The 20,065-nt window shown below is 60.3% G+C and carries 18 protein-coding genes; 9 read left to right on the top strand and 9 right to left on the bottom strand.

Features of this window, described 5'->3' with window-relative positions; translation table 11 throughout:
* Nucleotide 1 precedes the first annotated feature (1 nt).
* The 4 genes from ACKUG4_RS07665 to yaaA form a co-directional block, all read right to left on the bottom strand.
* Nucleotides 2–1,171 carry an alginate biosynthesis protein Alg44 gene (locus ACKUG4_RS07665; RefSeq protein WP_039769455.1) on the bottom strand — a complete coding sequence of 390 codons (1,170 nt, stop codon included), beginning with the start codon at nt 1,169–1,171 and terminating at the stop codon, nt 2–4.
* Between the two features lie 35 nt (nt 1,172–1,206).
* Nucleotides 1,207–2,688, bottom strand: coding sequence for a mannuronan synthase (gene alg8, locus ACKUG4_RS07660; protein ID WP_163974069.1), 1,482 nt, complete (start codon nt 2,686–2,688; stop codon nt 1,207–1,209).
* Nucleotides 2,689–2,771: 83 nt separating this feature from the next.
* Nucleotides 2,772–4,088, bottom strand: a complete 1,317-nt coding sequence (locus ACKUG4_RS07655) for a nucleotide sugar dehydrogenase (RefSeq protein WP_011332560.1) — start codon at nt 4,086–4,088, stop codon at nt 2,772–2,774.
* An 811-nt stretch (nt 4,089–4,899) separates the two neighbouring features.
* Nucleotides 4,900–5,679 (bottom strand): peroxide stress protein YaaA, encoded by a 780-nt coding sequence (gene yaaA / locus ACKUG4_RS07650; protein ID WP_064382456.1) that lies wholly within the window; start codon nt 5,677–5,679, stop codon nt 4,900–4,902.
* Between the two features lie 138 nt (nt 5,680–5,817).
* Here yaaA and ACKUG4_RS07645 point away from each other — a divergent pair, with 138 nt between their 5' ends.
* The 6 genes from ACKUG4_RS07645 to aotJ all read left to right on the top strand — a co-directional run bounded on the left by ACKUG4_RS07645 (nt 5,818) and on the right by aotJ (nt 11,009).
* The gene (locus tag ACKUG4_RS07645; protein WP_445433746.1) at nt 5,818–6,942 is read left to right on the top strand and encodes a polysaccharide deacetylase family protein; all 1,125 of its coding nucleotides are present in this window, start codon (nt 5,818–5,820) and stop codon (nt 6,940–6,942) included.
* 349 nt (nt 6,943–7,291) lie between these two features.
* Nucleotides 7,292–8,686 carry a PhoH family protein gene (locus ACKUG4_RS07640; RefSeq protein ID WP_011332563.1) on the top strand — a complete coding sequence of 465 codons (1,395 nt, stop codon included), beginning with the start codon at nt 7,292–7,294 and terminating at the stop codon, nt 8,684–8,686.
* 101 nt (nt 8,687–8,787) lie between these two features.
* Entirely contained in the window at nt 8,788–9,261 is a 474-nt protein-coding gene (gene moaC, locus ACKUG4_RS07635) for a cyclic pyranopterin monophosphate synthase MoaC (RefSeq protein ID WP_064382454.1), read from the top strand.
* A complete protein-coding gene (moaD, locus tag ACKUG4_RS07630) occupies nt 9,258–9,500 on the top strand; it encodes a molybdopterin converting factor subunit 1 (RefSeq protein ID WP_064593540.1) in 243 nt (80 codons plus the stop codon). The genes moaC and moaD overlap by 4 nt, the downstream gene beginning before the upstream one ends.
* Before the next feature lie 3 nt (nt 9,501–9,503).
* Complete coding sequence (gene moaE / locus ACKUG4_RS07625) at nt 9,504–9,956, top strand: molybdopterin synthase catalytic subunit MoaE (RefSeq protein WP_011332565.1); 453 nt, start codon at nt 9,504–9,506, stop codon at nt 9,954–9,956.
* A gap of 276 nt (nt 9,957–10,232) precedes the next feature.
* Nucleotides 10,233–11,009 carry an L-arginine-binding protein AotJ gene (gene aotJ / locus ACKUG4_RS07620; RefSeq protein ID WP_445433745.1) on the top strand — a complete coding sequence of 259 codons (777 nt, stop codon included), beginning with the start codon at nt 10,233–10,235 and terminating at the stop codon, nt 11,007–11,009.
* 37 nt (nt 11,010–11,046) lie between these two features.
* Here aotJ and ACKUG4_RS07615 read toward each other — a convergent pair whose 3' ends face one another.
* The 5 genes from ACKUG4_RS07615 to ACKUG4_RS07595 form a co-directional block, all read right to left on the bottom strand.
* Nucleotides 11,047–11,688 (bottom strand): helix-turn-helix transcriptional regulator, encoded by a 642-nt coding sequence (locus tag ACKUG4_RS07615; RefSeq protein ID WP_064593544.1) that lies wholly within the window; start codon nt 11,686–11,688, stop codon nt 11,047–11,049.
* A 93-nt stretch (nt 11,689–11,781) separates the two neighbouring features.
* Nucleotides 11,782–12,909, bottom strand: a complete 1,128-nt coding sequence (locus tag ACKUG4_RS07610) for an NAD(P)/FAD-dependent oxidoreductase (protein WP_445433744.1) — start codon at nt 12,907–12,909, stop codon at nt 11,782–11,784.
* A gap of 14 nt (nt 12,910–12,923) precedes the next feature.
* On the bottom strand, nt 12,924–13,868 hold the full coding sequence (locus tag ACKUG4_RS07605) for an ornithine cyclodeaminase family protein (RefSeq protein WP_445433743.1): 945 nt from the start codon (nt 13,866–13,868) through the stop codon (nt 12,924–12,926).
* 124 nt (nt 13,869–13,992) lie between these two features.
* The gene (rhlB, locus tag ACKUG4_RS07600) at nt 13,993–15,447 is read right to left on the bottom strand and encodes an ATP-dependent RNA helicase RhlB (protein ID WP_445433742.1); all 1,455 of its coding nucleotides are present in this window, start codon (nt 15,445–15,447) and stop codon (nt 13,993–13,995) included.
* Between the two features lie 96 nt (nt 15,448–15,543).
* The gene (locus ACKUG4_RS07595) at nt 15,544–16,200 is read right to left on the bottom strand and encodes an alpha/beta hydrolase (RefSeq protein WP_064593550.1); all 657 of its coding nucleotides are present in this window, start codon (nt 16,198–16,200) and stop codon (nt 15,544–15,546) included.
* Nucleotides 16,201–16,668: 468 nt separating this feature from the next.
* Here ACKUG4_RS07595 and ACKUG4_RS07590 point away from each other — a divergent pair, with 468 nt between their 5' ends.
* The 3 genes from ACKUG4_RS07590 to ACKUG4_RS07580 all read left to right on the top strand — a co-directional run bounded on the left by ACKUG4_RS07590 (nt 16,669) and on the right by ACKUG4_RS07580 (nt 20,055).
* Nucleotides 16,669–17,700: an amino acid ABC transporter substrate-binding protein gene (locus ACKUG4_RS07590; protein ID WP_007957332.1), complete on the top strand. Its 1,032-nt coding sequence runs from the start codon at nt 16,669–16,671 to the stop codon at nt 17,698–17,700.
* 65 nt (nt 17,701–17,765) lie between these two features.
* Entirely contained in the window at nt 17,766–18,947 is a 1,182-nt protein-coding gene (locus ACKUG4_RS07585; RefSeq protein ID WP_039769483.1) for an amino acid ABC transporter permease, read from the top strand.
* 10 nt (nt 18,948–18,957) lie between these two features.
* Nucleotides 18,958–20,055 carry an amino acid ABC transporter permease gene (locus tag ACKUG4_RS07580; protein WP_007957335.1) on the top strand — a complete coding sequence of 366 codons (1,098 nt, stop codon included), beginning with the start codon at nt 18,958–18,960 and terminating at the stop codon, nt 20,053–20,055.
* Nucleotides 20,056–20,065: the final 10 nt, after the last annotated feature.

Here is a 20,065-nt window from a genome sequence, read left to right as displayed (position 1 = left end):
CTTAAAGACCGGCAGCCATGGCTTTGTCGATCAGCCAGTTCAGGTTAGGACCACGGTCGCTGTTGACTTCCACCGGGCGGCCGGCGAAGCGGCTGTCCAGCGGCTCGTCCGGCTGGATCTGCACACGGATGTCGGAGGACAGGTCGGCACTTTTCAGGCTGGTGCTGCTGACGATCTTGCCGGTGCGGGTCTTGTCTTCGCCGGCGATCTGGAAGCTCACCGGGGTGCCCGGACGCACGTCGCCGAACTGGCGATAGGAGAAGCGCGCATCGACGGTGGCCTGGGTGTTGCGCGGCACCAGCTGGAAGATCACGTCGCCCTTGCTCGCGTATTGACCGTCGGCCACCAGTTGCTGGGCCACGGTGCAATCGCACGGCGAGGTCAGGGTGCCGGTCATCTGTTTGCCGAACAGTTCTTCAACCTTGGCCGGGGACAGTTGATCTTCTTCCAGGTGACCTTTGAGTACGTCGAGCATGCTGGTGCTGAACGTCGCCAGCGGTGCGCCCTTGGCGGCGACGCCGTCGGACTTCACCAGGCTTTGCACGGTGCCGTCGCGCGGCATTGTGATGTTCATCCCCGGCACGCTGACCAGACCGGCCTGCGCATGGCTGACGAAGTACATGCTGTACACCGATTTGAAAATGAAACCCGCCGCCACCAGCCCGACCGCGAAGATACCGGCGCTGAACGTCACCGCTTTCAGACGCCCGAACGGGGTCATGCCGGAGTCGCCGTCCTTGACCTTGCGGGCCTTGGTGAAGTTGTCGCGCTGCAGGGTTGCCAGCACTTCGCCGATGCTGACGATGTCGCCGGCCAGGTGCGAAGTGATCAGGTGGCGCAGGGTGGAAATGTCCTGCGGCTCGAGGTTCTGGAACTGGCAGCCAGCACGACCCGTCTGGCGGTCGTAGGAGCGCACTTGCAGTTCAACGTCCATGGCCAGGCCGAGGTTGTCGATGACGAACTGCAGACGCGCCTTGTACACCTCGCCGACGGTCAGCGGCAGTTGTCCGGCGTTGAACGCCAGACCACCGGCGGACAGGTCGAGGACCCGCGCTTCAACCGGAGTCCGGTCGGGGCCGAAGAAACGCAGCTTGGCCGGGATTTTCACACGGGCGTGCTGACGCTGGGCTTCGGATTCATGCACTACGTTGGCGTTGACGGCGGTATTCATGGGGGCGATTTCCTTGTTAATTCAATAGGGGCAGGTCAGACCATCATCAGCAGCACGGCGACGAAAATGCTGCCGGCGGAGAAGGTCATGGTCCGAGACGACCAGGTGTTGAACCAACGTTGAAAGCTGGCGAGATCACGGGTCAGGGAAGTGGGTTGGCGAGTCCAGGATTGTTGGTCGAGGCGGAAGAACACGTAGATCTTCACCAGCGCACCGACGATCTGGTTGTAATAGAGAATTGCCGGGTAAGCCGGGCCGATCCGGTGGCCGGAGCAGGACAGCAGCAGCGTCAGAATCAGACGAGTGATGCCGATCCACAGCAGGTAAACCAGGATGAACGCGGTGCCGTACTTGAAGCTGGCGATGATTGCCACGGTCAGGCCGAGCAAGGAGGTCCACATCGATACGCGCTGGTCGAACAGCACCACCGAGGTGAAGGCGCCGAGGCGTTTCACACCCAGGCCCAGCGCTCGGGAGTTCTGGCGCAGGTTGTTGCCGTACCAACGGAACATCAGTTTGCGGCTGGCCTTGATGAAGCTCTTTTCCGGTGGGTGTTCAACGGTATTGATCGCCGCATCCGGCACGTAAAAGGTGTCGTAGCCCAGACGCATCAGGCTGAACCAGCTCGACTTGTCGTCGCCGGTCAGGAATTTGAAACGGCCCAGGCGCCAGTGTTGCAGCGAGTCGCTTTCAACGTCGGCGATGAATTCCGGGTTGGTGACCACGGTGGCGCGAAACACCGACATGCGCCCGGTCATGGTCAGCACGCGTTTGGACAGGGCCATCGAGCACATGTTGATGTGGCGCTGGGCGAAACGCAGCTTGTGCCATTCGCTCATGATGTAGCCGCCGCGCACTTCGCAGAACTCGTTGGTGGTCAGGCCGCCGACGTTGCCGAACATCTGGAACCACGGCACGGTTTTGCGCACGACGCCTTCGCCGAGCACGGTGTCGCCATCGATCACGGCCACCACGGCACGGTCGTCCGGCAGGTGACGGGAGATCGCGCGGAAACCATAGGCCAGGCCATCGCGTTTGCCGGTGCCGGGAATGCGTACGAAGTCGAGTTTCACGCGGTCTGGCGGATTCATCCGCGCCCACAGTGCCTTGACCAGCAGCTCATCGGACATTTCGACGATGGAGCAGACCACGGTGGTCGGCAGTTCGCAGTCGATGGCTTCGCGGATCACCGAGCTGTAAACCTGCGCGGTGGTCAACGCGTCGATGCGGAAACTGGTGACCATCAGAAACACATGGGATGGGTCCGCCGCCTTACCCAGCTTGCGAACCTTGCGGCGCAGGTGCGGGTAGACGATGTAGAGAAAAATCATGCCGCGCACAAAGTGCGTGGCACCCATCGAGTAGCGCCAGATACCTACGGCGCCAATCAGGAAAATGAAGTCCTTCGACTCGGAGTCGAATGTGGACGTGGGCAGCATCAGGGCCAGGCCCATCAGCAGGCTCAGAAACAAAAGCCAGCCGGCGGATTGCAGAAAAAAATGTTTGAGCTTGGACATGACCGTCATCCGAAGGTGATGGGGGCTTCAAGCCGCTCGCCGATTCACGGCGTGCGGCCTGAAGCTCGAGGCTTGCTGCTGCGTTACCAGCAGATCCCTTCGGTGCGGCTACCGGCGCTGGTGGCCTTGGACATGAAGCCCACCAGGTCGATCACCTGCTTGCCCTGCGGCGCTTCTTCGGCGAGGGCGCGGAACTTCTCGTCGCGGTTGCCGAGGATGATCACGTCGGAGTTGTCGATCACCGAATCGAAGTCCGAATTGAGCAGGGACGATACGTGCGGGATCTTCGACTCGATGTAGTCCTTGTTCGCGCCGTGGACACGGGCGTACTGGACGTTGCTGTCGTAGATGCTCAGGTCGTAGCCTTTGCCGATCAGCATCTCGGCCAGTTCCACCAGCGGACTTTCGCGCAGGTCGTCGGTGCCGGCCTTGAAGCTCAGGCCGAGCAGGGCGACTTTGCGTTTGTCGTGGCTTTCAACGATGTCAAAGGCGTTCTGCACTTGCGATTCGTTGCTGCGCATCAGCGAGTTGAGCAGCGGCGCTTCGACGTCCAGGGAACCGGCGCGGTAGGTCAGGGCGCGCACGTCTTTCGGCAGGCACGAGCCGCCGAAGGCGAAGCCCGGGCGCATGTAGTACTGCGACAGGTTGAGGGTCTTGTCCTGGCAGACCACGTCCATCACTTCGCGACCATCGACGCCCACCGCTTTGGCGATGTTGCCGATCTCGTTGGCGAAGGTCACTTTGGTGGCGTGCCAGACGTTGCAGGTGTACTTGATCATCTCGGCGACGGCGATGTCCTTGCGGATGATCGGTGCGTCGAGTTCTTCGTACAGCGATTGCAGAACGTCACCCGACGCCTTGTCGAACTCGCCGATGACGGTCATCGGTGGCAGGTCGTAGTCGGCGATTGCGGTGGATTCACGCAGGAACTCAGGGTTGACCGCCACGCCGAAATCGACGCCGGCCTTCTTGCCGGAGCAGTCTTCGAGAATCGGGATGACAACGTTTGCCACGGTGCCCGGCAATACGGTGCTGCGCACCACGATGGTGTGGCGGGTGGACTTTTCACGCAGGACAAAACCGATCTCGCGGCATACCGCTTCGATGTAGTTCAGTTCCAGGTCGCCGTTCTTCTTGCTCGGCGTGCCGACGCAGATCATCGACAGGTCAGTGTCGCGAATCGCCTCGGCGAAGTTGGTCGTGCCGCGCAGACGACCGGTCTGAATACCTTGTGCCAGCAACTCGCCCAGGCCCGGTTCGACAATGGGAGATTTGCCAGCGTTGATCATGTCGATCTTGTCTTTGGCAACATCGACGCCCACTACGTCGTGGCCCCGAGCAGACAGGCAACCGGCACATACTGCGCCAACGTAACCCAAACCAAATATGCTGATGCGCATCGCAATTACCTCTGTATATATCAGGCCTTAGAGGGCCGGAGTTAATGGTGTTCAGCGTTCATTAGTGCACTCGAAAGTGCGGCATACAGGCGCCACAATGCCGTGTGCAGGCATACTTAAGTTCCGAGTGTCTAAATAAGTGCACTCAAGATGTGCGCAACCAGGCCTTGTTGTTATGACGTGCCCTGTTATGCAGCCGATCTTCTTTGGAGAAGACTCTTGTGCAATCGTCTTGCGCGCTCGATGTCAGGATGAAAGTCTCGTAAATCAAGCGGTTGGGTGCTCAGATGAGCACGTTTATAAGGGCGCGGCCATGGCCTTTGTAGGGGATATTAATGGTGCGTATCTCCTGTCCATCGTCTGCTTTGAGACTAGTTAGTCATCTAGGCAAGTTGCTGTGACAACTTGGTTACATGGCTATCTGCTCCGCGTAAGTTATCTCGTACAAACTCGGCGAGAATCGTTACCGGTGGTATGAGCTATGCATTCGGACGAAGTTCCTGTCCGCTCATCGCGAAATCTGAAATTTCTTGAAATATTGTCAGAGATGGCACCAGTATCAATTTGATAGCAGTTTCGTTTTCGACCTTTAATAACAGGCGAAAAATCACGTTAGATAGTTTTGTGCCACTACGGTGAAAAAATTTAGGTGCCACTACTGAAAAAAATGATCAGTGTCGAGTGAAACTAATCTTAGAAAAGACAGGGAGGTTTTTCTGGCGCCAGTAAAATGGCGAAATGTGGCGAGGGATTTTTGACATCGTGCGAGCTGCACGACTCTTCATATAAAGAGTCGTGCATTAGGCATGCTTTATTCGGGGGCGTGATCGCGTAGAAACACCAGATTATCCGGTTTCGATTGCTCGGCGCTGTAGCGATAACCCTGCACATCGAACTGTTTGAGCAGGGCCGGATCGTTGATTTTTTCCTGGATCACGAAACGGCTCATCAGGCCTCGGGCCTTTTTCGCGTAGAAGCTGATGATCTTGTACTGGCCGTTCTTCAGGTCCTTGAACTCGGTGTTGATGATCCGCGCATTCAGGGCTGTGCGTTTCACCGCCGAAAAGTATTCGTTGGACGCGAGGTTGAGCAGCACGTCGTCGCCCTGATCGGCCAGTGCTTCGTTCAGCCATTCGCTGATGCGCGTGCCCCAGAAGGCGTACAGGTCCTTGCCTCGGGCGTTGGCCAGTTTGGTGCCCATTTCCAGGCGATACGGCTGCATCAGGTCGAGCGGGCGCAGCAGGCCGTAGAGGCCGGAAAGCATGCGCAGGTGCTGTTGCGCGTAGTCGAAATCGGCTTCGCTGAACGACTGGGCGTCGAGACCGGTGTAGACGTCACCCTTGAACGCGAGCAGCGCCTGCTTGGCGTTTTCCGGCGTGAACGCTGGTGTCCAGCTGCCGAAGCGCGCGGCGTTGAGGCCGCCGATCTTGTCGGACACGTGCATCAGTTCGCTGATCTGCGCCGGGCTCAGTTCGCGCAGTTGCTGGATCAGTTCCTGGGAATGGTCGAGGTATTGCGGCTGAGTGAAGCGCTGGGTCGCCGGCGGTGTTTCGTAATCGAGTGTCTTGGCGGGGGAAATCACCATCAGCATGAAGTCGTCTCCTTTAATCGTGGGGGCGATTCTAGGGGGTTGGGGCGGATCACTCCAGCTATCACGTCCATAGGTGATCGGCGGTTTGCCAGCCGGATCGGCTATAGTGCGGCGCGGGTTTTGTTATGGAGACACCCTTTGCGCATTGTTCTTTTCTTCACCGCGTGGCTGTTGAGCGTCGGTGCCGTTGCGGCGCCGGGCGATATCGCGACGCTGGATCGCAGCACCTGGCCGGAAAAGCTCGATAATCCGACCCTGTTCGACGTCGCCTCGCGAGCGGAAATTTTGATGTTCGCCCGAGGCCTGCTCGGCACCGAAGCGCTGGATGAAGCGGCGCTGGCCCAGCGTCTGGGACTGCGCACGGTCAATCTGGATGCGATCAACAGCCTGCGCGAGCGGCTGTGGCAGCGTCTGCTCGCCAACTACAACTTCGCCCAGCAAAGCTGCGATCAGGACGCCTCGTTCTGCTTCCTCGTCGAAGACCTGCCGACCCTGCGCGAGCAGGCCGCCAAATTCGTGGTCAGCGACGAAAGCTATTACACCAAATGGGCCGAGCCGAGCCGGATCTTCCATCTGCAATATCTCGATGAACTGATGCGCAAGGCTGCGCTGTCACCGCAGACCAGCAGCGAAATCGATCATTTCGGTGACTACGAGCGCAACGGCGACGACATGCACGATCGCCTGTTTCTGCTGACTTTCGACAGCGCCGCCAACCTGCAGCCGGACAACACTGACTGGCTCACCGAGTACCTGCGCAAGTCGAACCTGAGCGGCACCTTCTTCATGTTGGGCAAGGATGTTCAGGCGCGGTTGGCCGAGCGTTCCGTCAGCAGCCTGCAAGCGGCATTTTCGCAGCAGTGCGTCGGCGTGCAAGGCTGGGAATTCAGGTCCCACAGCCACTGGCAGGACTGGCAGGATTCGGTGCGGCGCAGTGCCGACCTGGTCCGCAACAAACTGCCGGAAAACTACGTGCCGCTGTTCCGTCCACCGGAAGGCCAACGTCGCAGCGATGCCCGGGGGTTCTTCAACAGTCAGGGTCTGCAAGTGGCGCTGTGGGACATCGATGCCCAGGACGGCGCCGGCAAGCTCAAGGGCGCTCCGAGCGCGCAGCGGGTGCTGACCCTGATGCTGCTGTGGCGGCACGGGGTGATCAATTTCAACATGAAGCAGGATGCAGTGAAGACTGCGTTGCCGTGGCTGATCACGCAAACCGCGCAAAGCGGCATCGGCTGGGAAGACTGTCAGGACGCGTTTCGCTGAAAAACGGCAAGAGCCCGGAAACATTGGGCTTGGGGTGAATTTTTTGCAGAATTCGATGCAGGCGGACTTCCGACTCTAACGGGGGCAGGGCGGTCCGCCAAGGGCTTTTCGTCACTTTGCAAAATAAACTTCAAAAAAGCGTCAAAGTGCTTTTTTCTGTCACGGGTTTTGGAGTATTACGAAGTCAGACCGCCGAAACCTGCAACACAGGTGGCGTCTTCCAAGACCCATTTTGTGTGCGGTTCACCTGCTATCCCGACAAAAGCTGTGCAGGTGGATTCGGCAGTCACTTCGAGGCGCAGCACCGCCGAGGTATTGCGTCGAATGGCTCCCACAAAGGTGACCGAGTATGGATGATCACGGACGTAGCCCTTCCTCCAACCAGCCAATCCTTTATGTACTCGATACCAACGTACTGATTCACGATCCGAACGCCCTGCTGAATTTCGAAGAACACCACGTCGCGATCCCGATGACCGTGCTTGAAGAGCTGGACAAGCTCAAGAGCGGGCATCACAGCGTGGCCGCCGAATGCCGTCAGGCGATCCGGCTGATCGACAAGACCCTGGGCGATGCCTCACCCGATGATGTCGAACAGGGCGTGCCGATCCAGCGTGGCAAGGGCGGTCCGAAGGGCTTGCTGTCGATTCTGATGAGCAAGCAGGCCGAATCGAACCTGATTCTGCCCGAGCATCTGAACGACAACAAAATCATCAACCAACTGATCGACCTGCACACCCGCGAACCGAGCAAACCGGTGGTGCTGGTCACCAAAGACATCAACATGCGCCTCAAGGCGCGCGCCTGCGGGATCGACGCCGAGGACTACAGCACCGACCAACTGGTCGACGACGTGTCCCTGCTGCCCAACGGCTATCACAACATGACCGGCTCTTTCTGGGACCGCGTGAGCAAGGTCGAAACCCGTCAGGACCACGGTCGCACCTGGCATCAGGTGCAGCTGATCGACAACCTGCCTGCCGTGCACATCAACGAGTTCATCATCGATGAGCAGGGCTTCGTCGGCTGGATCAAGGAGATCGAAGAGGACAAGCTGCTGATCCTCGACCTGCACCAGGAACCGCTGCTGCACCAGGAAGCCTGGGGCCTCAAGCCACGGGACATCTATCAGAGCCTGGCGCTGTACGCGCTGCTGGATCCGGACATTCACCTGGTCAACCTGTCCGGCGCCGCCGGCTCGGGTAAAACCATTCTGGCGCTGGCCGCTGCGATCGAGCAGACCATGGTCAGCAAGCGTTATCGCCGCATCATCGCCACCCGCAGCGTGCAGGGCCTGGACCAGGAAATCGGCTTCCTGCCCGGCACCGAAGCGGAAAAAATGGAGCCTTGGCTCGGCGCCATCACCGACAATCTCGAAGCCTTGCACATGGATGACGAAAACACCCATGGCAGCGTCGACTACATCCTCAGCAAAGTGCCGTTGCAGTTCAAATCGCTCAACTACATTCGCGGTCGCAGCTTCCAGCAGAGCCTGATCCTGATCGACGAATGCCAGAACCTCACGCCGCACCAGATGAAAACCATCATCACCCGGGCCGGCGCCGGTTCCAAAGTGGTGTGCCTGGGCAACCTGGCACAGATCGACACCCCTTACCTGTCCGCGACCAGCTCCGGGCTGACCTACCTGACCGAACGCTTCAAGGATTTCCCCAATGGTGTGCACATCACCCTGCAAGGGGTGCCTCGCTCGATCCTGGCCGAATACGCCGAATCGCATCTGTAACCGTCAAACCGAACCGGGCGACTGCAAAGTCGCCCGGTTTTTTATGTGCGCAATTCTGACCCCCAGGTTTACAATCGGCGCTCCTGATCAGGAGTAATCCCGTGCTGACTCATCTCGATTCCCAAGGTCGCGCCAACATGGTCGACGTCACCGAAAAAGCCGTGACGTTCCGTGAGGCGACGGCCCAAGCGCTGGTGCGCATGCTGCCCGATACCCTGCAGATGATTGTCAGCGGCGGCCATCCCAAGGGCGACGTGTTCGCCGTGGCGCGCATTGCCGGCATTCAGGCGGCGAAGAAAACCAGTGATCTGATTCCCCTGTGCCATCCGTTGATGCTGACCGGCGTCAAGGTCGAACTCAGCGCCGAAGGCGATGACACGGTACGCATCGTGGCCCGCTGCAAACTGTCCGGGCAGACCGGCGTCGAGATGGAAGCACTGACCGCCGCCAGCGTCGCCGCCCTGACCATCTACGACATGTGCAAGGCCGTGGACCGTGGCATGACCATCGAAAGCGTGCGTCTGCTGGAGAAGGTCGGCGGCAAGAGCGGGCATTTCCAGGCGGAGCAGCCATGAACCTGACCGTGAAGTTTTTTGCCCGTTACCGCGAGGCGCTGGGCGTGGATTCGGTGGAGGTCGAGGGTGATTTCGCCACCGTCGATGACGTTCGTGCGTTGCTGGCGCAGCGAGAGGGCGCCGAGGTGCTGAGCGAACAGAACCTGATGTGTGCGCGCAACGAAGACCTCTGCCAGCTCGACGAGCCGGTGGTGGACGGCGACGAAGTGGCGTTTTTCCCCACCGTGACCGGAGGCTGAGCCATGGGGATTCGGGTGCAATCCGAACCGTTCGATCCGGGTGCCGAAGTCAACGCGATGCACGCGGCCAATGTCGGCGTCGGCGCGGTGGTGAGTTTTGTCGGCTACGTGCGCGACTTCAACGATGGCCTCGATGTCGCCGGAATGTTCCTCGAACACTATCCGGGCATGACCGAAAAGGCCCTCGGCAAGATTGCCTTGGAGGCCGAGCAGCGTTGGCCGTTGTTGAAGCTGGAAGTGCTGCACCGCATCGGCGCGCTGGAACCGGGCGAGCCGATCGTGTTTGTCGCCGCCGCCAGCGCCCACCGCCAGGCGGCGTTCGACGCCTGCGCCTTCGTCATGGATTACCTGAAAACCCGCGCACCGTTCTGGAAGAAAGAGAACACCAGCGACGGCCCGCGCTGGGTCGAGGGTCGCGACAGCGATCATGCGGCGGCGGATCGCTGGAAGCAGTAATCCCACAGCGCCCTTCAGTAGTCATCGCCAGCAGGCTGGCTCCCACTTTGGCATGCGTTCCCCTGTGGGAGCGAGCCTGCTCGCGATGGCGCCATCTGCTACACCGCTACTCCACATGTTTCGTCCCGACCACCGGCCGAATGCAATCCCGCTTGCCTGATTGACGGCTTGTACGTAAAAGTCCAGTATGGATTTACAAGTACAAAAAAGGTTTTTCCCCTTTCCAGCTTTTTCTTCTGTCTTGCCAAACCAACAACAACCCGCGAGAGAACGAACATGAAGAAATTTCCCCTCATCACCGGTCTGGCATTGGGCCTGTTGGCCTGCAGCAGCGCGTTCGCCGCCGAGAAAACCCTGCGCATCGGTATCGAAGCGGCGTATCCGCCCTTCGCCTCTAAGACCGACAAGGGTGAAATCGTCGGTTTTGACTACGACATCGGCAATGCCCTGTGCGCGCAGATGCAGGTCAAGTGCGTGTGGGTCGAGGGCGAGTTCGACGGTCTGATTCCTTCCCTGAAAGTGAAGAAAATCGACATGGCGCTGTCGTCCATGACCATCAACGAAGACCGCAAGAAGTCGGTGGACTTCACCCACAAGTACTATTTCACCTCGTCGCGGCTGGTGATGAAGGAAGGCGCGAGCGTCGATGACCAGTACGCCAGCCTCAAAGGCAAGACCGTCGGCGTGCAGCGTGCAACCACCACCGACCGTTACGCCACCGAGGTGTTCGAGCCCAAGGGCATCAACGTCAAACGCTATGGCAACAACGAAGAAATCTACATGGACCTGGCGGCCGGGCGTCTCGATGCAATCTTCGCCGACACCATCCCGCTGAACGACTTCCTGTCGATGCCGCGCGGCAAGGGTTACGCCTTTGTCGGGCCTGAGCTGAAGGATCCGAAGTACGTGGGCGAGGGCGCGGGGATCGCGGTGCGCAAGGGCAATACCGAACTGGTCAGCCAGTTGAATACCGCCATCGACGGCATTCGCGCCAGTGGCGAGTATCAGAAGATTTCCGAGAAGTACTTCAAGTCCGATATCTACGGCGACTGAGTCTGAAAACCGTGCAGCCTTCGCAGGCTGCACGGTTTCAGCCCTTCAATTCCTTCAAATGCTTGTACACCGTCGCCCGCCCCATGTTCAGCACATTGGCCACATAGTTCGAGGCGCTCTTGCCCTTGAATGCCCCTTCGGCGTGCAGCGCCAGCACCAGTTCGCGTTTGTGATCGCGGGTCAGCAGGTTCAGGCTCAGTTGCCGTTCCCGTAGCCAGGCGTGCAGGAAGGTGTTGATCCGCTCCTGCCAGTCATCGCGAAACAGCGAGTCCGGTTGCGGGATCAGTTTGCTCGGCGAGAGGAACAGGTCCAGCGCAGCCTTGGCGTTCTCGAACAGCGAAATATTCAGGTTGATGCACAGCACCGCCAGCGGATGCCCTTCGCTGTCGCGCAGCACGGTACTCAGGCTGCGAATTTTCTGGCCGTCCCAGTTGAGCTTTTCGTACGGGCCGATGTTCCGTTCGCTGACGTCTTCGCTGAGCATGTCTTCCAGCGACGACTCATCGCCGATCACCCGTTTCGACAGATTGTTGGCGATATAGTCGACCTTCTGCGTGCGCAGGTCGTGCAACACCACTTCGGCGTGGGGAAAGAACAGCGTGGCAATGGCGTCGGCGATGGCGTGGTAGTTATCCAGCGCGGCGTCATGCAGCTCGGGCGTGTGTTCGGGGGCGGTCATAACTGTGGAGCTCCAGGCAACGTCAACGCCCCCGTGATCCGGGGGCGTTGCGAGTGTGCCGCAATCCGTCGGGCGCGTCATCCGGGTGGACGGTCAGGTCAGGCGGGCAGGGGCGAGCATGGCGGCGGTCAGGCCGAATTGCTGAAGGTGTTCGGGTAACGATTCACCACGCACCAGCGCCGCACTGGCCTGGCCCATCGCCGGCGAAGTCTGGATGCCGTAACCGCCCTGGGCCGCGACCCAGAACAGCCCCGGCACCTGCGGATCGAACCCGGACAGCAAATCGCCGTCAGCGACGAAACTGCGCAGGCCGGCCCAGGTGCGGGTCGGACGGCGGATGGTCAGGGTCGTCGCTTCCTCGATCTGGTAAATGCCCATGGCAATGTCCAGTTCTTCGGGCTGTACGTCGTGGGGTTCGACCGGGTCGGCGTTGGCCGGCGAGCCGAGGAACATGCCGGCGTCGGGCTTCATATAGAAGGATTCGTCGAGGCTGACCAGCATCGGCCAATGGTGGATGTCGACGCCCTCCGGGCCGGCGAAAATGAACGCGGCCCGGCGTTTCGGTTGCAGGCCCAGCGGCCGGGCACCGGCCAGGGCAGCGATCTTGTCGGCCCAGGCGCCGGCGGCGTTGATCACGACGGGAGCGCTGAAGGTCTGGCCGTTGGTCTGCACTTGCCAGATACCGTTGGCATCGCGGCTCAGGCCGAGCACTTCGCAATCGGTCTGCACCTGGCCGTTGTTGCGGCGGATACCGCGCAGATAGCCCTGATGCAGGGCGTCGGTGTCGATGTCGCTGGCGGTCGGGTCGTAGATCGCGCCATGGACTTTCTCCCGACGCAGGATCGGCAGCCGCGCGCAGGCTTCATCCGCGCTGAGCAACTGCATCTGCGGCACCGTGGCCTTGGCGCTGAGGTATTGATTGTTCAGCTCGGCGGCGTCGCCGGTGAAATCCACGGTCATTTCGCCGCGCGGGGTCAGCAGCGGGTGCTCGCAGAAGCCGCTGGGCGGATGGTCGAAGAATTCGCGGCTGGCCTGGGTCAGCGCCCGAACCTGTGGCGTGCCGTACGCGGCGGTAAACAATGCGGCCGAGCGCCCGGTGGAGTGATAGGCCGGGTGCGACTCGCGCTCCAGCACCACGACCTTGCCGTGCTGCGACAGCCAGAAACCGGTGGAAGCGCCGGCAATCCCGCCGCCGATGATGATGAAATCTGCATGACTCATGAAAATCTCCGGTGTCAGCGCTGCAATTGATAGACGGCGTTGGCCAGGGCGATGTCTTCCAGGCCCAGACCGATGGAGCGGAAAAACACGTGACGGTGGTAATCGGGACGCTGCACTTTTTCGCTGAGCAGATCCGCCAGGTCACCGAGGATCGCGCTGGTGTCCCAGCCATGTTGTTCGCTGGCGATCAGCATCTCGCCGGCCGAGCCCGGGGTGGTCAGACGATAATCACAGAACACCTGCATGTCGTTGAGGCTTTGCGGCGGCACTTCGTGGGCGCGCGGTGCGTTGGTGCTGATCGAGGTGATCAGCGCCGGTTTGCTCAAGGTTGCCGGGTCAATCACCGGGCCTGCGGACGAAGTGCAGAGCATGATCAGGTCGGCACCGGCGATGGCGGTTTCGCGGCTGTCGGCGATGTTCACCCGTGGATCGAGGGCTTGCACTTGGCGGGCGGTTGCCGGGTCTTCGCTTAAGGTGGGCGAGTACACACTGATGCTCTGCCAGTCGCGCAAGGTTTTGACGTAATGCAGATGCGCCTGGGCGACCTTGCCACTGCCGATGATTGCCAGACGCGCGCCCTTCAACGAGGCGAGGGCATCGACCGCCACGGCGGTGGTCGCAGCGGTTCGAGCGGTGGTCAGTTCGCCGGCATCGCAGAGCAGCAGCGGCTGGCCGGTGTGCATCGACATCAGCAATGTCCACGCCGTCACCAGCGGGCCTTGTTCGCGAACGATGTACGGCGAGGTCTTGACTCCGTACACGCCGTCTTCCGCCAGCACGCCGAGATAGTTGATGAAGTCCCCGGCACCCTGAGGGAATTCCACCAGCTGCTGCGCCGGTTGCACCGCATGCCCGGCCGCCAGATCGCGGAACAGCTTGCGCAGGATCTGCGGCACATCGATCCGGGCCAGCAGCTCGCGGGCCTGGGTTTGGTCGATCACGTAAGGCGTACTGGACATGTCGGACTCCGGATGCAGTTTATAAACTAATTTGTCCATTATGGACTTTTGGTTTTATTGAACAATATCCGGGCGAAAAAAAAGCGCAGTCCGTTGCCGGCTGCGCTTCGCTTTATAGCGTCGCTTACTGTGGACGCTTGCGCTCAACCGCCCGCAACAGATGGGTCGGTGGTGTTTCGCAGCTGATCTTGCGACCGAGCTTTTCTTCGATGGACGGCAACTGATAGGAGTCGTCCTCACCGGCGAAGCTGATCGACACGCCGTCGGCGCCAGCACGACCGGTACGGCCGATGCGGTGCACGTAGTCGTCCGGGACTTCCGGCAGGGTGAAGTTGATCACGTGGCTGATGCCGTCGATGTGGATACCGCGACCGGCCACGTCGGTGGCAACCAGTACCCGAATCTTGCCTTCGCGGAAGCCTTCGAGCGTCTTGATCCGCTTGTGCTGCGGCACGTCGCCGGACAGTTGCGCGGCGTTGATGCCGTCACGCACCAGGCGCTCCTCGATGCGGCGCACTTCGTCCTTGCGGTTGGCGAACACGATCACTCGTTCCCAGCCGTTGTCGTTGACCAGGTTGAACAGCAGTTTGTATTTGTCGGCACCGGCCACCGCGTAGATGTGCTGCTCGACGTTCTCGTTGGCCACGTTGGTGACTTCGATTTCGACGATCGCAGGATCGGTGGTCCACTGCTTGGCGAGGTTCATCACGTCATCGGTGAAGGTCGCGGAGAACAGCAGAGTCTGGCGTTCGCTTTTCGGCGGGGTCTGGCGAATGATCTGCCGGACCTGCGGGATGAAGCCCATGTCGAGCATGCGGTCGGCTTCGTCCAGCACCATCACTTCGACCATGTCCAGATGCACGTCGCCACGCTGGTTGAAGTCCAGCAGGCGGCCCGGGGTCGCGACGAGGATGTCGCAATGGCGCGCTTCGAGGTGCTTGAGCTGCTTGTCGAAGTCCATGCCGCCGACGAACGTCATGACGTTGAGGCCGGTGTATTTGGTCAGGTCGGCGGCGTCCTTGGCGATCTGCACCACCAGCTCGCGGGTCGGCGCGATGATCAGCGCACGTGGCTCGCCCATGTAGCGCTCTTTCGGCGGCGGGGTCTGCAACAGCTGGGTGATGATCGAGATCAGGAACGCGGCGGTCTTGCCGGTGCCGGTCTGGGCGCGGCCGATGGCGTCTTTGCCGGCGAGGGTATAACCCAGCACCTGGGCCTGGATCGGTGTGCAATACGGGAAACCCAGGTCGTGGATGGCGTGCATCAGTTCCGGGGCGAGCTTGAAATCGTGGAAGCGGGTCTTGCCTTCCTGCGGCTCGACGACGAAGTCTTCGAGTTTCCAGGGAATCACCGGCGCCTTGGGCTTGGGTTCGCGACGTGGTTTGGCCGGTTTCGGTGTTTCGCTGCGGGCCGGCTCGGTAGCGGGCGCGGGTTTCGGTTCGCGTTTGGGCGTCTGGCGGTCGGCCTGGCTGGCATCGTTGCGATGACCGGGGGCGTGCGACGGCGCAGTGGGGACTGGCGCGAGCTGCTCAGCCTCGCTTTTACCGAACATTTTCTTGAGTGCTTTGAGCACGGTCATCTCATCAATTGGTTAAGGAATGTACGCCGGCCAGTGTAATGCAAGAAACGGGCGCGGCGTAGTGGGATGATCAAAGGGCGACCCCTGTCGCAATTGTCAGCGCAGGCGTTCGCTCAACCATGCGCCGATGTCGCGAATTTCTTCGGGTAACACTTCGTGCTCCATTGGGTATTCCTGCCATGTCACGGTGACACCATGGGCCTTGAGATACTCATAAGCCGTGCGTCCCATGGAGTTCTGCACCACGTTGTCAAACTGGCCGTGCAGCGCCAGCACCGGAATCCGCTGCTGGCTGGCGGACAACTCCAGTTCATCGCTGAACGTCGGCGCGTATGTCGATAGTGCCAGCACCCCGCCCAACGGCCCCTGCCATTTCAGAAACGCGGTGTGATAGACCACGGCGCCACCCTGGGAAAAACCGGCGAGAAAAATTCGCGAGGCGTCTATTCCGCTGCTTCGCTGTTCTTCGATCAATTCGATGATGCGGTCGGCGGAGGCTTCCAGCTCATCGCGGTCGATCGCCCGGGCCGGGCTCATGGCCTTGATGTCGTACCAGCTCGGCATGGCATATCCGCCATTTATCGTCACTGGACGGGTCGGCGCCTGGGGCAGGACGAAACGCGTGCTCAGCAGGCTTTCCTGAAGCGCTTCGGCCACCGGCAGAAAGTCGTAGCGGTCGGCGCCGAGGCCGTGCAGCCAGATCACGCAGGCGTCTGCGGGCTTAACAGGCTGAAGAATCAAGGGCTCGGTCATGTCTGCTCCAAAAATGTGCGGGCGCTCTCATTAAGTGCGTGGTTCGAGTGCGCGTCCGGTTGATCCGTTAAGAAGATGTCGCAAGGTTACAAGTTTTGCTATTGACCTGTCGCCGAATCGATTCCGCGACAGGTGTGGTACGGGCTTTGCTATGGAAGTTTCTGTACGAAACATCCTACGCGTGGCGGTAACACTATCAGTGTATGACCCGCGACGGGATGGCAACGAATCCGGTGATGGATGTTCGCCAATGGCCGCAACGGGCTTAGCGAACGTGAAAGGGCTACCGCCCGTTCGGCCGACTGGTGAGAAGTGAGTTGTCCATGATGTGGATTGTCTCCTACTAGACTCATAGCGAAGGTCCTGCGTCGGTTGACCCCAAAAAAAGCCAACACGGGTCAACAACGCCTCAAAAGGGTGCGACTGGACTCAAGCTCCGACACAACAAGAGCAAAACTGGAGGTTTGAATGAAGATGTTGAAATCCACTCTGGCGATCGTGACTGCTGCTGCAGTACTGGGTGTCAGCGGGTTCGCTCAGGCGGGTGCAACCCTGGATGCAGTGAAGAAGAAAGGTTTCGTGCAGTGTGGCGTCAGCGATGGCTTGCCAGGTTTCTCGGTTCCGGATTCCACCGGCAAGATCGTGGGTATCGATGCTGATGTCTGCCGCGCCGTGGCCGCTGCCGTGTTCGGCGATGCGACCAAGGTCAAGTTCAGTCAGTTGAACGCCAAGGAGCGTTTCACCGCGCTGCAGTCGGGCGAGATCGACATCCTGTCGCGCAACACCACCATGACCAGTTCCCGTGACGCGGGCATGGGCCTGAAATTCCCGGGCTTCATTACCTACTACGACGGTATCGGCTTCCTGGTAAACAACAAGCTGGGCGTGAAGAGTGCCAAAGAGCTGGACGGTGCAACCATCTGCATCCAGGCCGGTACCACCACCGAGCTGAACGTTTCCGACTACTTCCGCGGCAACGGTCTGAAATACACCCCGATCACTTTCGACACCTCCGATGAAAGCGCCAAGTCGCTGGAATCCGGTCGTTGCGACGTGCTGACCTCCGACAAGTCGCAGCTGTTCGCCCAGCGCAGCAAGCTGGCTTCGCCGAAGGACTACGTGGTTCTGCCGGAAACCATTTCCAAGGAACCCCTGGGCCCGGTCGTGCGTAACGGCGACGACGAGTGGCTGGCCATCGTGCGTTGGGTTGGCTACGCGCTGCTGAACACTGAAGAAGCGGGCATCTCTTCGAAGAACGTCGAAGCCGAAGCCAAAGCGACCAAGAACCCGGATGTCGCTCGTATGCTCGGCGCAGACGGCGAATACGGCAAAGACCTGAAACTGCCGAAGGACTGGGTCGTTCAGATCGTCAAGCAAGTCGGCAACTACGGCGAAATCTTCGAGAAAAACCTCGGCAAGAGCACTCCGCTGGAAATCGACCGCGGCCTGAACGCGCTGTGGAACAACGGCGGCATTCAATACGCACCACCAGTGCGCTGATGGTTCTGTCACCCGGCAGGCCAACTGCCGGGTGACGTTCTGTTCCATTATTTCCGGGGCACTTCATGCAAAATTCAATCGGCGCACCAAAGCAGAGGCTCAGCCTCAGCGATCCACGAGTGCGTGCGTGGGTATTTCAGATCATCACCATCGTGGCGGTGGTCTCCCTGGGCTGGTATCTGTTCGATAACACCCAGACCAACCTGCAACACCGGGGTATCACTTCGGGGTTCGACTTTCTGGAGCGCAGTGCCGGGTTCGGCATCGCTCAACACCTGATCTCCTACACCGAAGCGGACAGTTATGCCCGGGTGTTTGTCATCGGCCTGCTCAACACGCTGCTGGTGACCTTCATCGGCGTGATCCTGGCCACGATCCTCGGCTTCATCGTCGGCGTCGCGCGCCTGTCGAAGAACTGGATCATCGCCAAACTGGCAACGGTGTACGTGGAGGTGTTCCGTAACATCCCGCCACTGCTGCAGATCCTGTTCTGGTACTTCGCGGTGTTCCTGACCATGCCGGGGCCGCGCAACAGCCACAACTTCGGCGATACCTTCTTCGTCAGCAGCCGTGGCCTGAACATGCCGGCCGCGCAAATGGCCGACGGTTTCTGGGCGTTCGTGATCAGCATCGTGGTGGCCATCGTCGCCATCGTGCTGATGAGCCGCTGGGCCAACAAGCGCTTTGAAGCCACCGGCGAGCCGTTCCACAAGTTCTGGGCCGGTCTGGCGCTGTTCCTGGTGATCCCGGCGCTGTGCGCGCTGATCTTCGGTGCACCTGTGCACTGGGAAATGCCGAAACTGCAGGGCTTCAATTTCGTCGGTGGCTGGGTGCTGATTCCGGAACTGCTGGCCTTGACCCTGGCGCTGACGGTGTACACCGCCGCGTTCATCGCCGAGATCGTGCGTTCGGGCATCAAGTCGGTCAGCCACGGCCAGACCGAGGCGGCGCATTCGCTCGGCCTGCGCAACGGCCCGACCCTGCGCAAGGTGATCATTCCGCAAGCGCTGCGGGTCATCATCCCGCCGCTGACCAGCCAATACCTGAACCTGGCGAAGAACTCCTCGCTGGCGGCCGGTATCGGTTATCCGGAAATGGTTTCGCTGTTCGCCGGCACCGTGTTGAACCAGACCGGTCAGGCGATCGAAGTCATTGCCATCACCATGAGCGTGTACCTGGCGATCAGTATCAGCATTTCCCTGCTGATGAACTGGTACAACAAGCGCATCGCGCTGATCGAGCGGTAAGGAATAGCGCATGAGTACTCATACTTTCAAACCCGACATGCCACCGCCGGCCAAGGTCTTCGGCCCGATGGCGTGGATCCGCGCGAACATGTTCTCCAGCTGGCTCAACACCCTGCTGACCCTGTTCGCGTTTTACCTGATCTATCTGGTGATTCCGCCGATCCTCAGCTGGGCGATCATCGATGCCAACTGGGTCGGCACCACCCGTGCCGACTGCACCAAGGACGGCGCCTGCTGGGTCTTCATCCAGCAGCGTTTCGGCCAGTTCATGTACGGCTACTACCCGCCGGAACTGCGCTGGCGCGTGGACCTGACGGTCTGGCTGGCGGTCATCGGCGTGGCGCCGCTGTTCATCAAGCGCGTGGCGCACAAGGCGGTGTACGGCCTGAGCTTCCTGGTGGTCTACCCGATCGTTGCCTGGTGCCTGCTGCATGGCGGCGTCTTCGGCCTCGACACCGTGGCGACCAGCCAGTGGGGCGGTCTGATGCTGACCCTGGTGATCGCCACTGTCGGCATCGCCGGTGCGTTGCCGCTGGGGATTGTCCTGGCGCTGGGCCGGCGTTCGAACATGCCGGCGATCCGTGTGGTCTGCGTGACCTTCATCGAGTTCTGGCGCGGAGTGCCGTTGATCACGGTGCTGTTCATGTCCTCGGTGATGCTGCCGCTGTTCCTGCCTGAAGGCATGAACTTCGACAAGCTGCTGCGGGCGCTGATCGGCGTGATCCTGTTCCAGTCGGCGTACGTCGCCGAAGTGGTGCGTGGCGGTCTGCAAGCGATCCCCAAGGGCCAGTACGAAGCCGCGGCCGCGATGGGTCTCGGTTACTGGCGCGCCATGGGCCTGGTGATTCTGCCGCAAGCCCTGAAGCTGGTGATTCCCGGCATCGTCAACACCTTCATCGCGCTGTTCAAGGACACCAGCCTGGTGATCATCATCGGCCTCTTTGACCTGCTCAACAGCGTCAAGCAAGCCGCTGCCGATCCGAAATGGCTGGGCATGGCCACCGAAGGCTACGTGTTCGCCGCCCTGGTGTTCTGGATTTTCTGTTTTGGTATGTCGCGCTATTCCATGCACCTGGAACGCAAGCTCGACACTGGCCACAAGCGTTAGGAGTTTTTTC

Origin of the sequence: Candidatus Pseudomonas auctus (assembly GCF_048654275.1) — a bacterium.
Lineage (GTDB): Bacteria > Pseudomonadota > Gammaproteobacteria > Pseudomonadales > Pseudomonadaceae > Aquipseudomonas > Aquipseudomonas pharyngis.
This window is presented reverse-complemented; position numbering and strand designations above follow the sequence as displayed.

Bases quoted from the DNA above. Each gene is read 5' to 3' on its own strand.
- alg8 (WP_163974069.1), bottom strand. From the start codon at position 2,688: ATGTCCAAGCTCAAACATTTTTTTCTGCAATCCGCCGGCTGGCTTTTG.
- moaE (WP_011332565.1), top strand. From the start codon at position 9,504: ATGGGGATTCGGGTGCAATCCGAACCGTTCGATCCGGGTGCCGAAGTC.
- ACKUG4_RS07580 (WP_007957335.1), top strand. From the start codon at position 18,958: ATGAGTACTCATACTTTCAAACCCGACATGCCACCGCCGGCCAAGGTC.
- yaaA (WP_064382456.1), bottom strand. From the start codon at position 5,679: ATGCTGATGGTGATTTCCCCCGCCAAGACACTCGATTACGAAACACCG.
- ACKUG4_RS07640 (WP_011332563.1), top strand. From the start codon at position 7,292: ATGGATGATCACGGACGTAGCCCTTCCTCCAACCAGCCAATCCTTTAT.
- ACKUG4_RS07585 (WP_039769483.1), top strand. From the start codon at position 17,766: ATGCAAAATTCAATCGGCGCACCAAAGCAGAGGCTCAGCCTCAGCGAT.
- aotJ (WP_445433745.1), top strand. From the start codon at position 10,233: ATGAAGAAATTTCCCCTCATCACCGGTCTGGCATTGGGCCTGTTGGCC.
- rhlB (WP_445433742.1), bottom strand. From the start codon at position 15,447: ATGACCGTGCTCAAAGCACTCAAGAAAATGTTCGGTAAAAGCGAGGCT.
- moaD (WP_064593540.1), top strand. From the start codon at position 9,258: ATGAACCTGACCGTGAAGTTTTTTGCCCGTTACCGCGAGGCGCTGGGC.
- ACKUG4_RS07605 (WP_445433743.1), bottom strand. From the start codon at position 13,868: ATGTCCAGTACGCCTTACGTGATCGACCAAACCCAGGCCCGCGAGCTG.
- ACKUG4_RS07595 (WP_064593550.1), bottom strand. From the start codon at position 16,200: ATGACCGAGCCCTTGATTCTTCAGCCTGTTAAGCCCGCAGACGCCTGC.
- ACKUG4_RS07665 (WP_039769455.1), bottom strand. From the start codon at position 1,171: ATGAATACCGCCGTCAACGCCAACGTAGTGCATGAATCCGAAGCCCAG.
- ACKUG4_RS07590 (WP_007957332.1), top strand. From the start codon at position 16,669: ATGAAGATGTTGAAATCCACTCTGGCGATCGTGACTGCTGCTGCAGTA.
- ACKUG4_RS07615 (WP_064593544.1), bottom strand. From the start codon at position 11,688: ATGACCGCCCCCGAACACACGCCCGAGCTGCATGACGCCGCGCTGGAT.
- ACKUG4_RS07655 (WP_011332560.1), bottom strand. From the start codon at position 4,088: ATGCGCATCAGCATATTTGGTTTGGGTTACGTTGGCGCAGTATGTGCC.
- ACKUG4_RS07610 (WP_445433744.1), bottom strand. From the start codon at position 12,909: ATGAGTCATGCAGATTTCATCATCATCGGCGGCGGGATTGCCGGCGCT.